This window comes from Candidatus Symbiopectobacterium endolongispinus (genome assembly GCF_018777385.1).
Classification (GTDB): domain Bacteria; phylum Pseudomonadota; class Gammaproteobacteria; order Enterobacterales; family Enterobacteriaceae; genus Symbiopectobacterium; species Symbiopectobacterium endolongispinus.
Genome location: NZ_JAFJYB010000003.1, coordinates 181839 through 205095, shown reverse-complemented (window position 1 = coordinate 205095; position 23257 = coordinate 181839). Strand labels below are relative to the sequence as shown.

6 protein-coding genes and 10 pseudogenes are annotated in these 23257 nt (G+C 54.9%); 6 read left to right on the top strand and 10 right to left on the bottom strand.

The window, feature by feature from the left end; all coding sequences use genetic code 11:
• Positions 1–4: 4 nt before the first annotated feature.
• Positions 5–793: pseudogene (locus JZM30_RS12490) on the top strand (SDR family oxidoreductase).
• Positions 794–963: 170 nt separating this feature from the next.
• A pseudogene (locus JZM30_RS12485) lies at positions 964–1799 on the top strand (co-chaperone YbbN).
• 327 nt (positions 1800–2126) lie between these two features.
• Here the strand turns inward: JZM30_RS12485 and JZM30_RS12480 are convergent.
• A pseudogene (locus tag JZM30_RS12480) lies at positions 2127–3187 on the bottom strand (nicotinamide mononucleotide deamidase-related protein YfaY).
• A gap of 266 nt (positions 3188–3453) precedes the next feature.
• Between JZM30_RS12480 and tyrP the strand changes: the two are divergent.
• Positions 3454–4545: pseudogene (gene tyrP / locus JZM30_RS12475) on the top strand (tyrosine transporter TyrP); the annotation flags it as partial.
• Between the two features lie 150 nt (positions 4546–4695).
• On the opposite strand, the gene JZM30_RS12470 reads toward tyrP, so the two are convergent.
• From JZM30_RS12470 to menF, 7 genes and pseudogenes are all read right to left on the bottom strand, one after another.
• On the bottom strand, positions 4696–5238 hold the full coding sequence (locus tag JZM30_RS12470) for a YfaZ family outer membrane protein (RefSeq protein ID WP_252319037.1): 543 nt from the start codon (positions 5236–5238) through the stop codon (positions 4696–4698).
• A gap of 256 nt (positions 5239–5494) precedes the next feature.
• Positions 5495–6901: pseudogene (gene menE / locus JZM30_RS12465) on the bottom strand (o-succinylbenzoate--CoA ligase).
• Positions 6889–7862, bottom strand: a pseudogene (menC, locus tag JZM30_RS12460) (o-succinylbenzoate synthase). Before menC ends, menE begins: the two co-directional pseudogenes overlap by 13 nt.
• Positions 7862–8719, bottom strand: a complete 858-nt coding sequence (gene menB / locus JZM30_RS12455; RefSeq protein WP_252319036.1) for a 1,4-dihydroxy-2-naphthoyl-CoA synthase — start codon at positions 8717–8719, stop codon at positions 7862–7864. The pseudogene menC and the gene menB overlap by 1 nt, the downstream one beginning before the upstream one ends.
• 51 nt (positions 8720–8770) lie before the next feature.
• A pseudogene (locus JZM30_RS12450) lies at positions 8771–9444 on the bottom strand (alpha/beta fold hydrolase).
• A 14-nt stretch (positions 9445–9458) separates the two neighbouring features.
• Positions 9459–11191, bottom strand: a pseudogene (gene menD, locus JZM30_RS12445) (2-succinyl-5-enolpyruvyl-6-hydroxy-3-cyclohexene-1-carboxylic-acid synthase).
• Between the two features lie 106 nt (positions 11192–11297).
• Positions 11298–12608, bottom strand: a pseudogene (gene menF, locus JZM30_RS12440) (isochorismate synthase MenF).
• A 622-nt stretch (positions 12609–13230) separates the two neighbouring features.
• Here menF and rcsD point away from each other — a divergent pair.
• Both rcsD and rcsB read left to right on the top strand, forming a co-directional pair.
• Positions 13231–15887 (top strand): annotated as a pseudogene (gene rcsD / locus JZM30_RS12430) (phosphotransferase RcsD).
• 8 nt (positions 15888–15895) lie between these two features.
• Complete coding sequence (gene rcsB, locus JZM30_RS12425) at positions 15896–16549, top strand: response regulator transcription factor RcsB (RefSeq protein WP_252319033.1); 654 nt, start codon at positions 15896–15898, stop codon at positions 16547–16549.
• Between the two features lie 78 nt (positions 16550–16627).
• Here rcsB and rcsC read toward each other — a convergent pair whose 3' ends face one another.
• A complete protein-coding gene (rcsC, locus tag JZM30_RS12420) occupies positions 16628–19498 on the bottom strand; it encodes a two-component system sensor histidine kinase RcsC (RefSeq protein WP_252319032.1) in 2871 nt (956 codons plus the stop codon).
• A 119-nt stretch (positions 19499–19617) separates the two neighbouring features.
• Positions 19618–22254 carry a DNA topoisomerase (ATP-hydrolyzing) subunit A gene (gyrA, locus tag JZM30_RS12415; protein WP_252319029.1) on the bottom strand — a complete coding sequence of 879 codons (2637 nt, stop codon included), beginning with the start codon at positions 22252–22254 and terminating at the stop codon, positions 19618–19620.
• A 232-nt stretch (positions 22255–22486) separates the two neighbouring features.
• On the opposite strand from gyrA, the gene ubiG reads away from it, so the two are divergent.
• A complete protein-coding gene (ubiG, locus tag JZM30_RS12410; protein ID WP_252319027.1) occupies positions 22487–23209 on the top strand; it encodes a bifunctional 2-polyprenyl-6-hydroxyphenol methylase/3-demethylubiquinol 3-O-methyltransferase UbiG in 723 nt (240 codons plus the stop codon).
• Positions 23210–23257: the final 48 nt, after the last annotated feature.

The following is a 23257-nucleotide window of genomic DNA, read 5'->3' as shown; positions in this document are numbered from 1 at the left end:
AGTTATGCAAAAAACGGTTTTGATTACCGGTTGCTCCAGCGGTATTGGCTTGATTGCGGCATTGGACTTACGCCAGCGCGGCTATCTGGTGCTGGCCGCCTGCCGCCGCGCCTAGGATGTGCAGCGCATGAACACGCTGGGACTTGAAGGGATCGCACTGGATTTAGACGATCCCGACAGCGTAGATGCAGCGGCCGAGCAGGTTATCGCGCTGATCGGCAATCGATTGTACGGGCTGTTTAATAACGCAGGTTACGGGGTTTATGACCCACTGAACACCATCTCGCGTCAGCAACTCGAACAACAGTTTTCCAGCAACCTGTTTGGCACGCACCAACTGACGCAGCGCTTACTGCCCGCCATGCTGCCACACGGCGAAGGGCGCATTATCCAGACCAGTTCCGTGATGGGATTTGTCGCCACGCCAGGACGCGGCGCCTACGCAGCCAGCAAATATGCGCTGGAAGCCTGGTCGGACACGCTGCGCATGGAACTACACGGCAGTGGGTTGCTGGTCAGCCTGATAGAACCCGGGTCAATCGCCACGCGCTTTACTGATAATGTATCGCAAATGCAGGCGGAAGCGCCCGTCACTAACCCCGGAATCGCCCGGCGTTTTACCCTGCCGCCCGAAGCTATACTTCCTAAATTGCGCCATGCGCTGGAAAGCCCGCGCCCGAAACTGCGCTACCCGGTAACGCTGGTGGCACATGCGCTCACCGTACTGCGCCGCCTGTTACCCGCCCGCTGGATGGATGGATGGATGGGATATTGCGCACCCGTTCTTGATTAACGACATATACTATTGACCCATAACCATCACGATTCCGCCTACGAAACGGCGGAACGATGGACGTTACAACTGCTTGAAATGGCGTTATTCGCTCCCATTTATCCCTGAAACGGATGAGAGAGACTGCCATGCTAGACCCTAATGCCAACACCGCCCATTACGCGAGCGTGATGGATGTTAACGAGACCAACCTGCACCAGTTGTTGGAACAATCCATGCAACTGCCGGTGCTGTTTTATTTCTGGTCAGAACGCAGTCAACACTGCCAGGCGCTCACGCCAGTGCTGCACAAACTGGCACAGGAATATGCCGGTCAGTTTATTCTGGCGCAGGTAGATTGTGATGCCGAGCAGCGCGTTGCGGCGCAGTTTGGTTTGCGCGCCATTCCGACGGTTTATCTGTTTAAAGACGGCCAGCAGCTGGACGGTTTCCAGGGGCCACAGCCAGAAGAGGCGATCCGCGAACTGCTGCAACGGGTGTTGCCGCGTGAAGAAGAGCTGAAAGTGGCAGAAGCGCAGCAGCGTATTCAGGAAGGCGATCTCCCAGCAGCGCTGACGCTGTTGAAAGACGCCTGCAGTTAAGCCAGCAGCGCAGCGATATCGGCCTGATGCTGGCCGAAGTGCAGATTCAATTGAACCGCAGCGACGATGCGCAAGCGGTACTGGACACCATCCCGTTGCAGGATCAGGACACGCGTTATCACAGTCTGGTGGCACAGATTGAATTACTCAAGCAAGCCGCTGACACGCCGGAGATTCAGCAGTTACAGCAACAGCTTGCTGCCGACCCCAACAACGCGGAACTGGCAGTGAAACTGGCGTTGCAGTTGCATCAGGTAGGACGTAATGAAGAAGCGCTGGAAAGCCTGATGGTGATGCTGAAAAAGGATCTGGCTGCCGCCGACGGCAACGCACGAAAAACCATGATGGATATTCTGGCGGCTCTGGGGACAGGTTATGCGCTCGCCTCGCGCTATCGTAGACAGCTATACGCGCTACTGTATTAATCCGCGTTGTTGTATGAGGTTTTAAGGTCTTGACCTCCCCCGCGTCCAATGATGCTGAGCAATAAGGGGAACGCCAGGATGAGCCGTAGGGATGCGGCGAAAGCGCCTGCCGTGCCGGGAGCACGTCAGGCGCGGTCCGTCCGGCGACCCCGTTTGCGAAGGTACCGCACAGCGGCATCATTGCGCAAAAAGCGCGGGATCGAGGGGTGTGGGCGACGGCACACCCCTCGTCGGGCGCGTGCTACGCCGTTAGCAGAGAAACACGGCAATATTCGCGCACGAAAACAAGCCAATCAGTGACATAAATCGCTTTTGCACCTAGGGTGCCTACTCTAATGTTTCCACCACCGAGATCCAGCCATGCCCGCCATACGGTGACCAGCCGTTCAGCAAGCGGCGCAGCATGTTCATCGCCAGAATGGCAACCACTTCCTGATGGGTTTGCAGGCTATAGCGCGTCACATTAAACGAAATCGCCCGAGCAAAAGTGCCCTGCGGAGTGTGCAATGCAAGGGATAAACGATCGTCCTGACGATCGCTCACCACCAGCGCCAGTGAAGATTGATGCTCGTCAGCCAGGCGGTTTGCCACCTTCGCCAGCACGGTCAGCGTGGCAAATGGCGTCTGCGACCACAGCGCCCCACCGCTAAGCGGCACTTGTGCGGCATTCAACTGCCAATGAAGCAGACCAGCGGTAAACGATTCCCCGACCGCCAACGTCAAGCCTTTCTCGGCCAAGCGCTGCGCCAGTTGGGCAGGTAAACCTTGCGTTCCTTCAAACAATGCATTTTCACCCGCCACTGAGCGCACCGTCTCCCATGCGGATTCCATCGCTGCTCGCTGCGACGCCGGACCGGTCAGTTTCAGTTCAATGATCGGCATGGAGGAACGGTAGCCCAACACTACCCCTTCCGGCAGCGGCAGGGTGTCGAGCTGGTTTGCCAAATCGCTCTCTGAGCGGCCGAAGGTGGTCAAGCGCAGACACAGCGGTGCTGATGCCACAGAAAAACGCTCGCGCAGACGCGGCACAATCTGCTCATCCACCATCCGTTTAAATTCGGACGGTACGCCGGGCGTAAAGAACATCAGGCAACGATTCAGCGTTAACATAAACCCGCACGCTGTCCCTATCGGGTTATCCACCACCTCGGCACTGGCCGGAATTTGCGCCTGTTTACGATTGCTTGGTGCCATTACCCGGCCGCGCTCAGTGAAAAACGCCTCCATGCGTGCAATCCACTCGGGGTGCTCTATCAGCCCTTCGCCCGCCGCCGTTGCGGCCGCCAATGCGCTCAGATCGTCACTGGTGGGCCCCAGGCCGCATTAGTATCCAGAATCTGTCCGTGGAGCACTTCGTCTCCGGTACACAACATCTCCACCCTCAGCATGTGCTACTCCTGTGTTTTTCTTTCACTGTAAAAACTCCCTCGCAGAAAGACAATCACCGCGCTCACCGCCACCTACTTTTTGTGAAAGCGCCTAAATCGTAACGTCAACTTTACAGCCGTCTTAACGGCGTTTTGACATACCTTACGGAATACTCTAGTCTGCGCTGCCATAAGAAAAAGAGATAGCATCACACTCAGGAGAAAGGGTGAAAAATCGTACATTTGGCAGCATATTTATCGTCGCGGGCACCACCATTGGCGCAGGTATGCTCGTCATGCCGTTGGCAACCTCAGGCGTGGGTTTCGGCGTCACCTTCGCTATCTTGTTGAGCCTGTGGCTGCTGATGTGCTACAGCGCGTTATTATTGGTCGAAGTCTATCAATATCAGCCATCCCATACCGGTTTGGGCACGCTGGCAAAAATTTATCTGGGTCAGTGGGGCCAGTGACTCACGGGCTTCAGTATGCTGTTTTTGATGTATGCCCTCACAGCCGCCTATATCAGTGGCGCTGGCGAACTGCTGGCAAGCAGCCTGCACCAGTGGAGTGGCTACGCGCTCCCATCATCTGCGGGTATTCTGCTGTTTACCCTGCTTGCGGGCAGCGTGGTGTGCATCGGTACCACGTCGGTCGATTTCTTTAACCGTCTGCTGTTTAGTGGAAAATTGCTGATGCTGCTGGTCATGCTGGGGATGATGATTCCGCACGTCGAAAAACAGAACCTGCTGACACTCCCGCTGCAACAAGGACTCACGCTCTCCGCACTGCCTGTGGTACTGACGTCATTTGGCTTCCACGACAGCATTCCCAGCATTGTGCATTACATGGGGGAGATAGCCGCAAGCTGCGCCGTATCTTTATCATCGGCAGCGCCATACCGCTGTTTGTGTATCTGTTCTGGCAACTGGCAACTGGCAACGCTTGGCGCGCTGAGTGGCAACACCTTCACGGCGATCCTGGCGCAGCAAGCCGGTTTAAATGGGCTGATGCAAGCGATCCGAACGTTGGTTGCCTCCCCTCACGTAGAAGTTGCGGTCCACCTTTTCGCCGATCTGGCGCTGGCAACCCCCTTCCTTGGCGTGGCACTTGGTCTGTTTGACTATCTTGCCGATTTGTTCAAACGCAAGAATACGGCGCGTGGACGACTACAAACGGGTGCACTGACGTTTATGCCGCCGCTGATTTTTGCGTTGTTCTATCCGCAAGGATTTGTCATGGCGCTGGGTTATGCCGCCATTGCGCTCGCGGTGCTGGCGTTGTTAATTCCAGCGCTGCTCAGTTGGCGCGTGCGGCAACAGCACCAGGTGGGTGCATCGACGCCGGGTGGTACACCGGCATTACTGCTGGTGTTTTTATGCGGTATCGACATTATTGCCATACAGTGCGCCATGGCGAGTGGCTGGCTGCCGACGGTAGGCTGATCGCCTATTCTATTAGGGCTAACTAACGCCCAACAAAAATGGGTGTCGCTCTGCGAACACCCATTTTTTATGACGCTACGCGTTGATTTAGAAATTAAAGCCTGCGCCCAGGTAGAACGTATCGGCCACTTTGTTATCAGAGCGTCCGCTTTCGCCACCGATATTGATATAACGGTAGCCAAGATCCAGATTAAGCGGGCGTAACACCTGCCAGCGCACGCCGCATTTTGCTTCTACATAGTGATCGATATGGCTGGAGAACGTGTCCGGCGCATAATACCCTTCACCATACAGAGAGAAATAGCGGTTGATCGGGAACTGCAACCCACCACCCAGCGCCACACCATAACCGTCGGTCGCGTGTTGCTGGTTCAAATAGAGCGCTTTGCCGCCCACAGTCAGTGATGCCGCACCCAGCGGCAGCGTATAGCCCAAGCCGAAACCGTACACGTCATTATTGTCTTTACCATGACCGTAACTGACGTTAGCGCCGAGACCAGGAACGCCCAGACCAAAGCCCGCGCTCGCGCCCGCATAGTCATCGCTAGCTTCCCCGGAGAGGCTGGTAGCCTGAGCCGTTGCTGTTGCCAGCAGCAAGCTGCCTGCCAGGGCAATCGCAATCTTTTTCATTGTGTTTATCCTTAAATCGATCATTAAACGCTATACCCTAAATAATTCGCGTTGCAGGAAGGCGGCAAGGGAGTGAATCCAGATGAGCTTACTCAGGTCAGTGATTCGGGTGAGCGAGCACAGCCAACACATCTGCAGCGTGAAGTATGACGGGTATACAATCAAGACATCGCATCTGAGGGATTTTACCTGAATCAGCCCCAGTAACCAGCAACAAATTGCATTAATATCATCAACGAACGCGTAAAAAAACCGCTTAATTCATGTCATTGAGGTAGATTTTTTCCGCCCAGGCTTGCACCTGTACCCGCGCAATTTTGAGGCCGCCGCCGTGTAATTCGGCAGGCAACGCGTAGTAGGCGACCGGCCGTTGAAAGCCCGCTAACTGCGGCGTGAGCCAGTCGCGGATAGCAGCAAGCGTCACCTCGGGGGAGACGTCTATTACAGCCACCGGACGCTGACCGAATTCGGCATCCGCCACCGGCACTACGCAAGCCTGTTGCACCTTCGGATGCGCCAACAGCAGCGCTTCAATATTTTCCGGTTGGATACCTTCACCGCCGCTGAAAAACTGATTGTCCAACCGCCCCAGCACATGCCACTCATTGTGTTGGAACACCCCGCTGTCGCGCGTATGGAACCAACCGTCACTGTCTGTGAGCGGCAGCAACGCACCGTCCCGCCAATACCCTGCGGCCATGCTGTCACCGCGCAGCAAAATTTCCCCGTCCTGCACCGCTATTTCACGTGCCAGTAAAGGAAGACCGACGCCAGCTTGGCCATCAGCCCGTTTGGCACAGACCGTTGAAGCCATTTCCGCCATGCCATAACCGCACCAGCAGCGAATACCTCGAGCCTCAGCCTGCTGAGTCAATTCCAGAGGAATCGCCGCACCGCCGAGCAACACGGCGCTCAACGCGTCAGGCAAGTTGCCTTGCGCCAACAACCGCCACAACTGCGTCGGCACCAGTGAGGCATACGAACAATCCTGCAACGCGTGCTCCAACGGTTGCGCACTGCGCAGCACTAGCCGAGCTCCCGCCGTCAGCCAGCGCCAGGCAATGCCTTGCCCTGATACGTGAAATAAGGGCAGCGACAGCAACCAACTGTCCTGCGCCGTAAAGGTCATCAGTTCAATGACCCCTTGCGCACTGGCGATATGGGCGGAGAAAGCATGCGCCACCGCCTTCGGCAGCCCGCTGGAACCGGAGGTCAGTGTCAGGGTGGCAAGGCGTGAAGCCTGCCATTCAGGGGATTGTCGCTCTGACGGCGTCTCCGCAGTGAAACTCTCTGGATAATAAAGGGGATGGCATGGCACCGGAACGTCAACGTCTGGCGGCGAGACAGAAAGAAAATACGCCACGCCAAGCGAGGGTAACAGTGTGGACAGCAGCGACGCTGGTAATTGCGGATTCAGCGTCAACACCCGCGCACCGCATTGCAGCAACGCCAGATAGCTGAATAGCATCGCGGCGCTGTTTTTCCCACGCAGTGCCACGATATCGTCAGGGTTGACCCCTTACTGGGAAAAGTCAGCGGCAAGGGCGGTGCAATGCGATGCCAGCCGTTGCCAGCTCCATGCCTGCGCCTCCACCGTCAGCGCTAACGCCTGCGGGTTTCGCGCTGCCCAATATCGCCAGGGCCAGTCCGTTATGCCTGCCATACCTTATCCAGTGATTCCAACGATTGCAGCGGCAGAACACTGTCCGGCCAGGCGCGAACCACCTGTCTCTGCATCAGATCCAGCGTATCCAAACCGGGAACAACATTCGGCGTCAACTACTGGGCAATACGTGCCAACTGTGTCAGCCCTAAACTCGACTCAATGCTGGAACTGACTACCGCCGTCAAACCGGCCTGATGCGCCTCGCGCACCAACTGCTCGCAGCGTGCCAGGCTGCCCACCAGCGTCGGCTTGATGATAATCGCGCTTACGCCAGGCTCGGCTTGCACGCGAAAATCGGCCTCACGCAAGCTTTCATCCCAGGCGATAGCAATACCGGTGTCACGGGCAAAGGCACGGGATTCTTCACGGGTTTTGCACGGCTCTTCAAGAAACGCAATGCGTGAACGCAGTTCCGGCGCCACATAGCGTGCAAAACCATCAGCTTTGACACGCGTCCAACTGCGATTGGCATCCAGACGCAGCGTCAAATCTGGCAGCGCTTCCAGCAACACATTGACTATCATGCCGTCACGCACCGCTTCGTATAGCCCAACCTTGATTTTCGCCACTTTGTCGCCCGGCATGCCTTGCAGCAGCGCAAACAGCTCATCCGGATCGCCGCTGCACAACGGCGCTTTACGGTAATCAGCAGCCAGCGGCAAGCGCGCGTCGCACTCGGCAAGCGCACAGCTTAGCCCGAACGCCACCGACGGTGGCAATGCGGCGTCATCCGGCACGTCTCCCGTTTGCCACTGTGTCAGCGTCGCACTCAGGGCGGCCTGCGCTTGCGGCAGCGTTTCCTGACTGAACTCCGGCAACGGGGCGACTTCACCCCAGCCTTCGTGCGCGCCATCGCGCAGGTGCAGGATCAGCCCCTCGCGGGTTTTTAGGCGCTGATTGCGAACACTACGCCCGCGTCCATCGGAACGCTATAGCGATAAACCGACGCGCTACGCATTATGGATTACGCTTAAATTTGCCGAAGTCGGGCTGACGTTTCTCGTTGAAGGCGTTACGACCTTCCTGCCCTTTATCCGTCATGTAGAACAACATGGTCGCGTTGCCAGCCAACTCCTGAAGCCCTGCCTGGCCGTCGCAATCGGCATTGAGTGCCGCTTTCAGGCAGCGCAGCGCCATCGGGCTGTTTTGCAGCATTTCGCGATACCAGCGCACCGTTTCTTTCTCCAGGGAAGCCAACGGCACAACAGTGTTGACCAGTCCCATATCCAGCGCCTGAGCCGCATCGTATTGGCGGCACAGGAACCAGATTTCACGCGCCTTTTTCTGGCCTACGATACGCGCCATGTAAGAAGCGCCACACCCACCGTCAAAGTAGCCAACGCGCGGACCGGTTTGCCCGAAAATCGCATTTTCTGCGGCAATGGTCAGATCGCACATCATGTGCAACACATGACCACCACCGATGGAGTAACCGGCAACCATCGCCACAACCGGTTTCGGACAAGTACGGATCTGACGCTGGAAATCCAGCACATTGAGGTGATGAACGCCGCTGTCGTCCTGACAGCCGCCGTAATCGCCGCGCACTTTCTGATCGCCACCGGAACAGAACGCTTTGTCACCGGCACCGGTAAGAATAATCACGCCGATACCGTCATCGTAGCTGGCATTTTCCAGCGCCTGGAGCATCTCTTTTACCGTCAGCGGACGGAACGCGTTACGCACCTGTGGGCGGTTAATGGTGATTTTGGCAATGCCGTCCGTCGATTTATGGTAGAGAATATCGACAAAATCACCGCTGCAATCGTGCCATTCAACCGGGGCATACAGCAGTTCTTCACTCGGATAAAGCATGGTGTTCCTTCCTTCATAGGGTGCCAGGGCGCTACCGTGGCAGAGAGATAATCAGCCCTGCGCCTGTGCGGCGTCGGGCAAAGTGATAAACCTACGTATCTGTTGTGCATAGTCTGCCGGGTTGGCACGGTGCGCATTGTGGCCCGCCCGCGCAACCGACAACAGCGGCAAGCGATATGTCTGGGCAATAGCCTGAAATTTTTGATCCTGCGCGCCACACAAATAACCAAAGGGTAAACCGCGACGGCGCACCGCATCCACTAACCACGGTTGCCGACCTAGCGAGGTGGCTTCCAGCATATCTGCCACGCCCAACGCGCATCGTGCTCCATGCGCGCCTGACGCTCTGTATCTTCCTGCAACCCAGGGTTGCCGCCTTCCACCAGCAGGCCACGTAATCCTTCCGCCGCTTCACCTGCACAAGAGGCCGCGAAATCCATTGCGATACGCCCACCTAACGAATAGCCAATCAGCCAGTAACGGGTGATGCCCTGCGCGCACAATGTCAGCGCCAGCTGCTGACGCATCTCACTGAAATCACGGACACGCACGCACGTCGAAGCGCCATGGCCCGGTAAATCCACTTGCAGAATGGGCCACTCTGGCAACAGCGGGCACAGCGCCTGCCAGTCATCACCGCGACCAAGCAACCCATGCAACAGCACCAGCCAGGGTGTCTCTGGCGTAACATCGGGAGGCGCAATACGCAGGCAGTGCAAGCTCATCGCGGGACCAGCACTCATAGTGGGAGCGGTTCTAAACGAGCAATGTCGCTTTCCAGCTGTGTTTCAATCTCACCGCTGGCAACCTGCGTCGCGAGTTGATTGAGCATGTCAGCCCCCCCGCCTTGGCTTCGACGACGGCCTCCAGCAAGGTTACGCCACCTTGTGCCCAGCAAGCCGCCGTGGCTTCGCTCACCTGTTGCCAGCTTTCCGCTCGAACGTAGTTCAGTCCGAACATGGCAGCAACGTGGCTAAACTCCACGTCTTGCGGCATGCAATAAAAGGCTTCTCGCGCCTGAGTGGGCGTCGGCAGCAAAGAGAAAATATGTCCGCCGTTGTCGTTCACCACCATCAGCACCAGCGGAGCCGGTGCCTGACGCAGCAACGCCAGCGAATTCATGCCGTATAGCGCGGAGAGATCGCCCACAATCCCCAGCGTCGGTAACCCGTTTGCCCGCTGGACTCCCGCCATCGTGGCGATCAGGCCATCAATGCCGCTGGCACCGCGATTGCCATACACGTTATAAGCATCCGGCAACTGCGCCAGTGCATCGATCAGGCGAATCACCAGGCTATTGTCCGCAAATAGTTGACCATTTGGCGGTAGCAGCGCCGCCACACGGTGTGCCAATGGCGCTTCGCCAAAGGGTCCCGCCAACCGCGCGGCCACATAATTACGGACCGCCTCTACGCACGCCGACAATCCATGCGCCCACGGTGCCTGCGCGTGCGCCGGATGGGCATTAAGCCAGTCACTGACGGGGGCCGCCAGACGACGCCCGCGATGGTGGGCAGGATCGAGCCGCCCCGGCATCGGGTCAATCAGCCAGAACTCTTGCGGGCAGCAGTGCTCCCGCCAATGCAACACGCGTTTTCCAGTCAGACTCCCACCAAATTGCAATACCACCTCGGCCGCCTGCAATTGCTGCGCAGCGGTCGGATGCGCCAGCCATAAATCCGCATAAGGCAACGGTTGGCCAGTTTGCGAGAGGGCATCGCCAATCAACGGCCAACCTAACGTTTCCGCCAAGGCCGTCAGTTGTGCCCCTTCTTGCGCAGTCACCCGGCCCACCAGAACCACTCCGCGCTTTTTACGCCACAGCGGCCAATCGGGCTCCACTGCGACCGCCGTTTGATGTGCTACCCGCAGCCAGGGCGCGCGCGTTTGCCACCATCCGCCCAATGTAGCCAGCCAGTCCTGATACAAATCGTCGTCATCTGGGCCATACAGCGGTTCAGCAAAAGGGCAGTTGATATGCAACGCGCCGTGGGTTAATTCCCCCACCGCTCCATCGATTGCCGACACCAGCCAGCGTGCGGGCAAATCCGGCGTCGGGCGTGGCAGATTGAGTACCTGAGTAGGGTGAGAGGCATACATACCCTGCTGGCGAATGGCCTGATTGGCCCCACAGTCAATCAATTCGGGCGGACGATCGGCAGTCAGCACCACCAACCGCTCCCCGGTCAACCCTGCTTCAATGATCGCCGGATAAAGATTGGCTGTTGCCGTACCCGACGTCACAATGATTGCCACTGGTTCACGCGATGCCTTGGCTAAGCCAAACGCAAGATGGCCCAACCCACGTTCGTCGAAATGGGTATGGCAGACTACCGAGGCATGCGCAGCCGCGGCCAGCGTTAACGGTGTTGAGCGCGAGCCCGGCGCGATGCAAATATGGCGAACGCCATGACGAGTCAACGCCTCAAGCAATAATGTGGCCCAGCGACGATTAAATACACTTGTTGACATGGTGGACTCGACTGCTCTGATTTCAGGATATGCCGCTTATTATATTTTTTTCATGAGGCTGACTTTGATATAAACCCGCACTCTGCACAACAAAGATAAAACAAAACTATGACACTTCGCCGTCGAATAGTGTCTTTAACCCTGCCGCTTTGTTATCCAGCTCTACCCATTCTTGCTCTGGATCAGATCCCGGCAAAATGCCAGCACCGGCATAGAGGTTTATTTTATCGCCATTGATCTCTGCTGAACGTAAGGCAACGCAAAATTCCGCCTGCGCCAGTGAAAGATAACCGGCAGAACCGGCATACCAGCCGTGCATAAACGGCTCAACCTGACGAATAAACGCACGCGCTGCCTGGCGGGGCAACCCAGCCACCGCCGCAGTCGGCTGCAAATCATTCAGGCAGGCGGTATCAGAAGCCTGATGCAGCGTGGCTCGGATCGCGCGGCGCAAATATTGCACTTTACGCAACCTTATCACTTCCGGGGGCATAACATCCAACGCGGCGGCGGAGTGCTGTAACCGTTGGCAGATATCGTCCACCACGAATTGGTTTTCGCACTGGTTTTTTCTGTCGTTCATCAACCACTGCGCGAGCGTCTCGGCGGTGCGGTGGTTGTCATCGCTGGCGACCGTTCCGGTCAGCGCTTCCGTGTTCAGGGTCATCCCCTGGCGTAAGTAAAGGCGCTCAGAGCTGGAGCCCATAAAAGCCTGTTCAGCATTGTGGGCCAGCATAAAGTGAAAGCAGCGATGATTGGCGGCGAGGCTGGCGGCCATCATACTTGCCGCGCGCAGCGGCTGCGACAACGTCAGCGTGGTACAGCGCGCCAAAACCACTTTTGCCATCTCATCGGCGGCAATACTCGCCAGTGCCTGTTCGAGCATGCTAACCCACCCTTCCCGCGAAGGTTGATGCTCTTGCGCCACAGTGCGACTGGTCAGCGGCGCAATGGGATGCGTGGACAACAGGAATTTGATAAACGCGGCGGCTTCATCGGCATCCGCCTGCAATGAGGTCTCACTGAACAGATTCACCTTGAGGCTCAGTTGGTTGCCCTGACGAATGACTTCAACGCGCGGTAAAAAGAGATAGTCAGCCGATTCTCCCCCTTCCACAGTGGTGTGCTCAAAGCCGTTGAGCCCTCAGAAACGCACATCCGGCGCATTGCGATGACGCTGAAAAAAACCCTCGGCATCACTGATATGGCGAAAACCGCGTACGATACCGCACACGGCAGCTTCTTCCGGCTCCTGCCGGTGCTGCCAGTAAAACTGGGGATAAACAGGCTGGGTGGCCAACCAAGGCAACAATGACGGCTCACTCTCTTCTGTCGCAGCGACATCCATGGGCAAAGGGACGACGAGTTGTCGACTTCCCGGCAATGCTGGCTGCGGTTCACGCAATACCTGCTGCATACGACGCAACAAGTGAGAAAGTTGTTTCACCCTTACCCCAAAGCTCAAACGTAAAGCACGGGATTATACGGCAAAAAACGGATGATGTGAGGCAGGCTTCCGTGCTATATATGGCCAAATCATTGTAAACAAGCACAACAGCAAACGGGTGCCGCGCATTATGGATACTATCGCGCAATAATTAATCGCATCAATCTACAAAAGCGGCGAACACAACGCGGTAAAATGAGGTCGCTATCATCATTTATTTCCCAATTTCCGATCCTTTAGCCGGTTTTTACCGGCTTTTTTTGCCCCCATACCTATTACCACCTAAGACTCCCCTTTCACCATTGGCGAATATCACAGCAAAAAGGGTTAACTGTTCCGATTAATATCGGAAGTTACACTACCGGATTGAGGAAATTTCGATTCAGTGAGGAAGTTATGATAAAAAGGGAGCCGGACAAAGAGAAGGTGGTGCGTGGAACATGGGCAAAGTAACGCGAGAAGCGCAATGCCAAATCAAGAACGCGGAGACAAAAGAGACCGCACAAGGAGCAGGTTGCCCTTATTTGTTGCTGACTAAGGTCAATGCATTTCATTTTCTTATCTTACGCTCTGCCAAGTAGGAACTGTTATCATGCCTGCGAGTCTGCTTCGCTACCTTACCTTGTTCGCCCTGTTGCTACTGCTGACAACCGGCACGCTGAGCTACAATATCGTGAACAACTGGTTGGCAGAGAAGAAATCTACGCTCAACACCCTCGCGCTTGGGATGCAAAAGCGTATAGATACCTACCGTTTTTTAACTTACCAAATCTATAGCAATCTGAACAACGACGCCGCCGCTGGCGGGGAAGATAGCGTCAATGCCATCAGTCTGCTGCCGGATGTGTTCTATGTGGAAAAAAACGGCCAGAAAACCGATGTGCTCATCTTTGGTCAGCACGATAAATCAACGCTGAGCGCGGTGCGCAAGATTTCACGTTATCTCGATATCCTGTGGGGTGCCGAGAGCGATATCTACTCCTGTACTACCTCAATGGTGTAGATAACAGCCTGAGCATGATTTCCACGCAGATACTGAAAGACATTTCCGCACAGTTTCGCGGCAGCTATATCACCGCGATTGCCGAAGCCAGACTCACGGAGATGCTGCAACAGTCAAACGCGCTTGATGAACGCGAGAGTTTCTCTCCCATCCGCAAGCTGCGCTTTTATAATGACTACTATTTTACACTGCGCACCACCTTAAACCAGCCGGGCCATCTGGCGACCATCATTGCCTTTGATTTGCCCATCAACGATCTGATCCCACATACGCTGTCGAGCGACAATTTCATCCTGCGCGCGGACACCGTGGGAACCAGCAGTGAAGCATTTACCAATAACGAGGATACGACCCGCGTTCAGCTAAACGGTTCGCTGTTAGAGGTGGCCGCACCGCTGGTTAATGCGCCGGTGAATATCGTTTATCAGTTACCTTTGCGGCAATTCGCTGCCGATATGGCGCGTAATAATATCTGGTTGCTGCTGCTAAATCTGGCGCTGCTGGCGCTAACCCTGACTGGGTTCTACCTGTGGCGTCAGCCCAACCGCAATGCGCGCGACGATCCGTCACCGCGCTTGCGGAAACAGCAGGCGCTTTATCAGGAGATCGTTAAACGCGTTCCGATTGGCATTCTGGTTTATGATTTTTCTGCCAACCGCGTGGTGGTACAAAACGCCATTGCCGAGCATCTGTTGCCCCACCTGAGTTTGGAGAAAATCGCCGCGATGGCGCGCGAGCATCAGGGCGTGGTGCAGGCAACCATCAACAACGAGATGTACGAGATTTTGCAGTTCAGCCACCCGCAGATGCCAGAGCACAACCTGTTTCTGATTCGCGAGCAGGATAAAGAAATCCTGGTGCATAAAAAGATGCAATTGGCGCAGCGCGAATATGACAAAAACGTGCTGGCGCGCCAACGGCTGTTAACCAATCTTCGTCAGGAGCTGCATACGCCAATGCAGGCTTTACAGCAACATTTGCTGTCCCTGGCACAAACAGCGTATGACGATATTCGCACCAGATTGTTACGTAAAGCCTCAGATGAAACGGCACAAACGATCGCGCTACTGGATAATATTGCACTCCATGGCCGGCTCGGCAGCGACACATGGCAACCGGACGTGGTGCCCTTTTCTCCCCTTGCGATGATGGATAGCTTGCTGCTTGCGAGCCTGCCGCGTCTTTCCCAAAAAGGGCTGCACCTGTTTCATCACTACCGCTTAGAACCACAACGTTTATATGTGGGCGACATGGCCATGCTGCGAAAAGCGCTGCTGCTGCTCGATTACGCCATCACCAATACGGATTACGGCAAGATAACGCTCACGCTGGAAGCTGATGCCGAGCAGGCGGACAAACTCGCTATCCGGCTCAGCGATACTGGCACCCGCATGTCAGCGGCAGAACTGGATAATCTGCGCCACCCCTGGCTAACGGTGCCATCGGCGGATCGCTCCCAACAAAATTCGGGATTTGCACTGTTCCTGTGCCATCAACTCGCGCGTAAGCTTGGTGGCGAGCTGAGTATCTCCTGTAAACAAGATCTCGGCACGCACTATCAGTTGACGGTCACGTTGCCCGCCAGCACCAACAGCGCAGATGAAGACGAAAAACTGCTGGAAGACATGACGGTGCTGTTAGACATCACCGCCAATGAGGTACGTCTGATCGTGCAGCACCTGCCCTGTAGTTGGGGGGCCGAATGTGTCAACGCCGATGAGCGCCAGATGCCCCAGGAGTTCGATCTGCGTATTGTCGATGATGAAGCAAAAATGGCGGATAACACGCTGCTGGTGAACGGTGAGGATACCCAAGTGACCTTACTGGCGCCGCGTCGATTACGCACCAATTTTAATATCAGTCAGCTGCTGCAAGATGCCGTATTGACCTTGATTGAGCAACAATTTGAGGTCGCTACGCAGGATGCTGCGCCGACGGATATTCACGAATACGCCCGGCAACTAAAAGCCAGCGACTATTTTTCGCTGTTCGTTGAAACGGTACCCGACGACATTGTCAAACTGTATACTGATGCAGAAACAGGAGACTTTTCAACGCTGGCACAAACGGCGCATCGACTTAAGGGGGTGTTTGCTATGCTAAACTTGCACCCTGGCAAACAATTGTGTGAACAACTTGAGTGGCATATTACCGAACAGGCGAGTAAAGAAATCAAACATGATATTGATGAGATCGACGAACTTGTCCGTGTATTATTGCAGCCTAATGGCCAACAAGACGAGTAAATAAAACGATGAGTAATTTAAACGTAATTATCGCTGACGACCATCCGATTGTCCTTTTTGGCATTAAAAAATCGCTTGAACAAATTGAGTGGGTTAACGTGGTGGGCGAGTTTGAAGACTCAACATCGCTGATCAATCACCTGCCGAAATTGGATGCCAACGTTTTAATTACCGATTTATCCATGCCAGGCGATAAATACGGTGATGGCATCACGCTGATCAAATACATCAAACGCCATTTCCCCCATCTGGCGATCATTGTGCTGACAATGAACAACAACCCCGCCATTTTAAGCGCGGTGTTGGATCTTGATATCGAAGGTATTGTATTGAAGCAAGGGGCACCGACCGATTTGCCCAAAGCGCTGGCTGCCTTGCAAAATGGCAAGAAATTCACCCCGGATAGCGTTGCCAAGGTGCTGGAAAAAATCAGCGCCAGCGGTTACGGCGACAAGCGCCTGTCACCGAAAGAGAGCGAAGTGCTGCGCCTGTTTGCAGAAGGCTTTCTGGTGACGGAAATTGCTAAAAAGCTGAACCGCAGCATCAAAACCATCAGTAGCCAGAAAAAATCTGCCATGACCAAGCTGGGTGTTGATAACGATATTGCCTTGCTGAAATACCTATCTTACATCAACGGAGCCGAACCGGGAGAAAGTGCGTAAGCGCTGAGTTCTCACTTTCACGCGCTCACCCCGTCGTTCCTGCTGACCCAGGAACGACGAACGTTACCACTAACACTCCTACGTTGCGCTACTCCGCTGTTCACGCACTTGAAGACTGTACTGCGCCAAACACTGTTGCAGTACATCCAACGTAACCGGTTTCGATAAACAGTTGTCCATCCCCGCCGACAAACAACGTTGTCGTTCTTCCGCGAGTGCGTTGGCGGTGACGCCAATCACGGGCGCTTCCCAGCGTTGCGCGCGCAGGGTGCGCGTCAGCGTATAGCCATCCATATTCGGCATGTTGACATCGGTCAGCACAATATCAGTCGTTTGCTTTGCCTGCGTGCTTAACGCATCCACGCCGTCATTAGCGGTAATGACCTGATAACCCAACGATCCAAGCTGATCGGCGAGCAAACGACTGTTGATCGGATGATCGTCCACCACCAGAATCAATATATCGCTATTGTCCACCAGGTTATAGTGCGTTTGGGCACGTGTACTCGGCACGGCCAGCGCCCCCTCTTCTCCGTCTTTGTTACGGCACAGGCATTCCAGCAACGCCGGCAAATCCGGCAATCCGGCGGTACTGATGACCCAGCGCCCTGCCTCACTCTCCTGCGCACTGCCGATGTGCACGTGACTAAACAGCACGCTCCAGCGCGAAAGCGGCGGCGTAGCCTGCGGGTAATCGCTGATGACGATGTCGTCCTCATGAACAGTCTGGTCAGAATAACGGGCCGCTGAGAGACCATATTGTTGCAGTAAACTGAGCGCGTTGTGCTCAAGACTGGCATTACGTATCCTCAGCCAGCAGGTTTTCTGCCTGAGCGCATCGCTGAGCGTCGGGACGTCGTAATGTGCCTGATAGAGCGGAATACGAATGCCAAACTGACTGCCCAGCCCGGGTTCCGATATCAGTGACATGTCGCCATCCATCAGGTTCACCAGCTTTTCACAGATGGCTAACCCCAACCCGGTCCCTTGAAAATGGCGCTGAACGCCGCTACCCGCCTGGAAAAAGGGATCAAACAGCTTGAGCGCCTCGCGAGGATTAATCCCCGCGCCAGTATCCCGTACCCAAAATTCGAGATAGCCGTCGGTGCAACACACCTGAAAAATAATGCAGACGGTATCGGTAAATTTAATCGCATTGCTCACCAGATTAGAGAGCACCTGCTGCAAACGTACTGGATCACCCGACAACGTTGCCGGCACCGGCGGATAGATAAAGCAGTAGAGCGTCAGATTTTTTCGCACCACCAGCGGCAGATAGTTGCTGGTAATGTGGCTGACCACTTCCTGTGGGGTAAAAATAGCGGGTTCAATTTTAAGCTGTTCCGACTCTATCTTGGAAAAGTCGAGAATATCGCTGATGATTTTGAGCAGCAGTGCCGAGGAGTTCTGCATCGCTGCCGCTAATCGATTCGCATCTTTCGACAGGCTTTTGGTGCGGAGCAAATCCAGATTACCGATAATCCCGTACAGCGGCGTGCGCAGTTCATGGCTGACTGTGGCCAAAAACATCGATTTAGACTGGCTCGCCTGTTCATCCGCATTGGCCATTTCTTGCAGAGACTCTTCCATCTTGACCCGCGCGCTCACATCGGAGAGCACGCAAATCGCCACATTTTCATTACGATAGCGAGAATGAACGAAACTGATTTGCAGGTGATGGTTCCTGCTGGTAACCACATCGACATATTTTGATTGCTGTTCACAGATAATGCGCGTGATCTTGAGTCGGTCTTCATGGGTTAACAAATTCAGGTAGTTATGCGCCAGTTCGTTGCTAAGCAGGTTAGTGCCGTCGCTGATGCGCAAAATACAGATGCCTACCGGCGCAGAGGCCACGATTTTACGGTTAAACTGCTCGTTCTCTTCCAACTGAAAAGCGTTAATTTGCGCAGGCAGAAACATCTTGCGTTCGAATGTCCGGGCGAGAATAAACAGCACCAGCGCAGAGAGCAGGTTTAACAACACGATGTTGATAATCAGCGCGTTTAACTGCGAGAGCAGCACGCTGAACGGCATAAAATAGACGATATTAAAGGTGGTTGGCGGTAAGGCTTTCTTCAGGATAATTTCGTCGTAACCGTCCATATAACCAAAATAGGTGCGATCGTTCGGGTAGCTGGACGTCATAGAGCCATTGCGCTCTTTATCGGTAAATTGCAGCAACGGCTGATTGAACTGATCGAGCAGCTTGGCACCGACCGTAAATTTGCCTGCAGCAACAAAATCATCCAGACGGATGGTTTGCTCGATGCCCATTAGGGTTTCCAGACGATCCCCTTTATAAATCGGTGCAATGGCATACAGATAGCCGATATCGGGATCGGAGGCCGCGGTTATCCAATACACCGTTTCATCGCGCCATTCGCCTTGCATCGCATGCTTTTTATCGGCAAAACGTTCTTGCAGGTTCTGCAACAAATTATCGCGATCCAGTGCCTGATTGCGGATACCGAAATCCATCATGCACTGCCAGGCACCATCGACAAAAAACCCCCGGTTCAGATCGTATACCGTGGAGAAGTTATCCTGCCAATCGGTAAAAAAAGCGCTGACGGCATCCAACTGCCCTTTTTGGGTCTGATAGATAGCCTGACAGTCTGCACCTGCGGTTAATGGATAGAGCGAAAGCAGCGGTGTACGCAGGGTATTGGCGGAAGACGGCGTAGCGTGCGCGGGCGCCGTGTTGACATGGCTGACAGCCACATAGCGTAATTCCCGCACGATGTCCGTGGTGCGACGAATATACTCCTGCGACTGATCGTAGCTCTGGTTATATTCCAGGCGCAACTCAGCTTCTTTATCGTTGAGCACCTTGCTGAAATAGAAGATGGAAATCAGCGCCCCCAGCATCCATAACATCATCGCCAGCACCCTGAACAGGTAGCGGGAAATTTTCAGCGTCGTGTGAAATGAAGCGAGGTATTTCAAATTTATTCCATCAAGTAGGTAAATGGTTGCAGGGGAAAGGCGTGTCGATACAGTACCGAGAGTGCATAAAAAAGCCAGCATCTGAGGTGCTGGCTTTTTTTCATTGGTGTAGCACGCGATTATTCGTCGTCAGCCACATCGTCGTCGGTTTCAGCATCATCAATGCCGTCTTCTTCTTCGGCTACTTCACCCGGCGCGGTTGCCACGCTGTCGAGCTCTTCATCTTCGACCGGCTCAGCAACACGTTGCAGCCCTACCACGTTTTCGTCTTCCGCAGTGCGGATAAGCGTCACGCCCTGGGTGTTACGGCCTACTATGCTGACCTCAGAGACACGGGTGCGCACCAACGTACCGGCATCCGTGATCATCATGATCTGATCCAGCTCATCGACCCGCACCGCACCGACAACCTTACCGTTACGCTCGCTCACTTTGATAGAGATAACGCCTTTGGTCGCACGAGACTTGGTCGGGTATTCACTCACCGCAGTACGCTTACCGAAGCCGTTTTGCGTGACAGTAAGGATATCACCTTCACCGCGCGGCACGATCAGAGACACCACGCGATCGTCACCCTGAAGGTTGATACCGCGTACACCGGTAGCGGTACGTCCCATAGCACGCACAGCCGCTTCGGAGAAGCGCCCCACCTTACCTTCCGCAGAGAACAGCATCACCTCGTTCTCACCGTCCGTCAAATCAACGCCGATCAGTTCGTCGCCCTCATTGAGGTTAACGGCAATAATCCCTTTCGAACGTGGATTGCTAAACTCGGTCAGCGCCGTTTTCTTCACCGTACCGCTGGCGGTCGCCATAAACACGTTTTGGCCTTCTTCGTATTCACGCACCGGCAGAATGGCAGTAATGCGCTCTTCCGGCTCCAACGGCAACAGGTTGACGATAGGACGCCCACGCGCACCGCGGCTTGCTTCCGGCAATTGGTACACCTTCAGCCAGTAGAGACGGCCACGGCTGGAGAAGCAGAGGATCGTGTCATGGGTGTTAGCCACCAGCAGACGGTCGATAAAATCTTCTTCCTTGATGCGTGCCGCTGACTTGCCTTTGCCCCCACGACGCTGCGCTTCATAGTCGCTCAGCGGTTGGTATTTGACATAACCCTGATGGGAAAGCGTAACCACCACATCTTCCTGATTGATCAGGTCTTCGATATTGATGTCAGCGCTGTTGGCCGTGATTTCCGTGCGACGCGCATCGCTGTACTGTGTCTTGATCGCTTCCAGCTCTTCACGAATGACTTCCATCAAACGCTCGGGGCTGGTCAGAATGCGCAGCAGTTCGGCGCTCTGCAACAGCAACTCTTTGTATTCATCCAGCAGCTTTTCGTGTTCCAGACCGGTCAGTTTTTGCAACCGCAGATCCAGAATCGCCTGAGCCTGCTGCTCAGTCAGGTGGTATTTACCGTCACGAATCCCAAATTCCGGCTCCAGCCAGTCAGGGCGCGCAGCATCATTACCAGCACGCTCCAGCATCGCCGCAACGTTGCCCAGATCCCAGGCTTGAGCAATCAATGCCGCCTTGGCTTCTGCTGGTGTTGGTGCATTGCGAATCGCTTCAATGATCGGATCGATATTTGCCAGCGCAACCGCCAGGCCTTCTAAAATATGGGCGCGCGCGCGCGCTTTGCGCAGTTCAAAAATGGTTCTGCGCGTCACCACTTCACGACGGTGACGAACAAAGGCAACCAGAATGTCCTTGAGCGGCATGATCTTCGGCTGGCCCTGATGCAGTGCCACCATGTTGATGCCGAACGAGACCTGAAGCTGAGTCAGCGAGTAGAGGTTATTCAGTACAACTTCACCCACAGCATCGCGTTTGATCTCAATCACGATACGCATGCCGTCTTTATCGGACTCATCGCGCAATGCGCTGATGCCTTCGACGCGTTTCTCTTTCACCAACTCGGCGATTTTTTCAATCAGGCGCGCTTTGTTCACCTGATAGGGAATCTCGTGCACGATAATGGTCTCACGACCATTTTTGTCGTCCACTTCCACTTCGGCGCGTGCGCGGATGTAAATTTTGCCGCGCCCGGTACGGTACGCCTCTTCAATGCCGCGTCTGCCGTTGATGATCGCCGCAGTCGGGAAATCCGGCCCTTTGATATGCGCCATCAACCCTTCCAGGCTGATGTTTTCGTCGTCGATATACGCCAGGCAGCCGTCGATCACTTCCGTCAGGTTGTGGGGCGGGATGTTGGTCGCCATCCCCACGGCAATACCGGAAGAACCGTTCACCAGCAGGTTAGGAATACGCGTCGGCATTACATCAGGGATCTGTTCTGTGCCATCGTAGTTGGGCACAAAATCGACCGTCTCTTTTTCCAGATCCGACAGAAGCTCGTGGGCGATTTTAGACATGCGAATTTCGGTATAACGCATGGCTGCCGCCGAGTCGCCATCTATCGACCCGAAGTTGCCCTGACCATCCACCAGCATGTAGCGCAGGGAGAAAGGTTGCGCCATGCGCACGATGGTTTCATACACGGCGGAATCACCGTGCGGGTGGTATTTACCGATAACATCGCCGACCACACGGGCCGATTTTTTATAGGGTTTGTTCCAGTCATTTCCCAGCACGCTCATCGCGTACAGCACGCGTCGGTGCACGGGTTTCAAGCCGTCACGAACATCAGGCAAGGCACGCCCGACAATAACGGACATGGCATAGTCCAGATAGGAGTTTTTCAACTCATCTTCGATATTGACCGGTGTTATTTCTCTGGCAAGGTCGCTCATGGAGCCGCTATCCCTCTATTAATGCATCAACTAATGCATCAACCCGAGTTCAAAAGGTGGAAAATGATAGCACAAAACCCACCTTACAGGGAAAATACGCGCACGAGTAATGACGCTTTTCTTTCATTCACCGCCTTTTGCATCGCCGAAGCAAAAAGGAGAATCGCTACTACATCCTGCCTACACCCGATATACTCACCGCAGATGAGAATAACAAAAGGTTGTATACCGCATGAACGAAGAAATACAGACGCAGAATGTCGATCATGATGAAATCGCCAAGTTTGAAGCCGTCGCCTCACGCTGGTGGGATCTGGAAGGTGAATTCAAACCGCTGCACCGCATCAACCCGCTGCGACTTGACTACATCGCACGCCGCGCCGATGGGCTGTTTGGCAAGCAGGTACTGGATGTCGGCTGTGGTGGCGGCATTCTGGCGGAGAGCATGGCGCGTGAAGGTGCAGAGGTTACCGGATTAGACATGGGTGCCGAACCGTTGCAGGTTGCCCGACTGCATGCGCTGGAGAGCGGCGTCAGCGTGCAGTATGTACAGGAAACCGTGGAGTCTCACGCAGCGGCGCACGCCGGGCGCTATGACGTGGTGACTTGTATGGAGATGCTGGAACATGTGCCAGACCAGCAATCGGTGGTGCGCGCCTGTGCCGCCTTGGTCAAACCAGGCGGACACGTGTTCTTCTCGACTATCAACCGTAATGCCAAAGCCTGGCTATTGATGATTTTCGGTGCCGAATACGTGCTAAAAATGGTGCCGAAGGGCACTCATGACGCGAAGAAATTTATTCGCCCGGCGGAGTTGCTGAATTGGGTGGACGGCACCTCGCTGGCGGAACAGCACATCACCGGTCTGCACTATAACCCGCTGCGCGATCGTTTTACGCTCGGTCCTAATGTGGACGTGAACTATATGCTGCATACGCAGCGCGATGCTGAATAAGTTCGCGTTGGCTGGCTGACGTTGCTGACAGCCAGCGACTCTCAATTC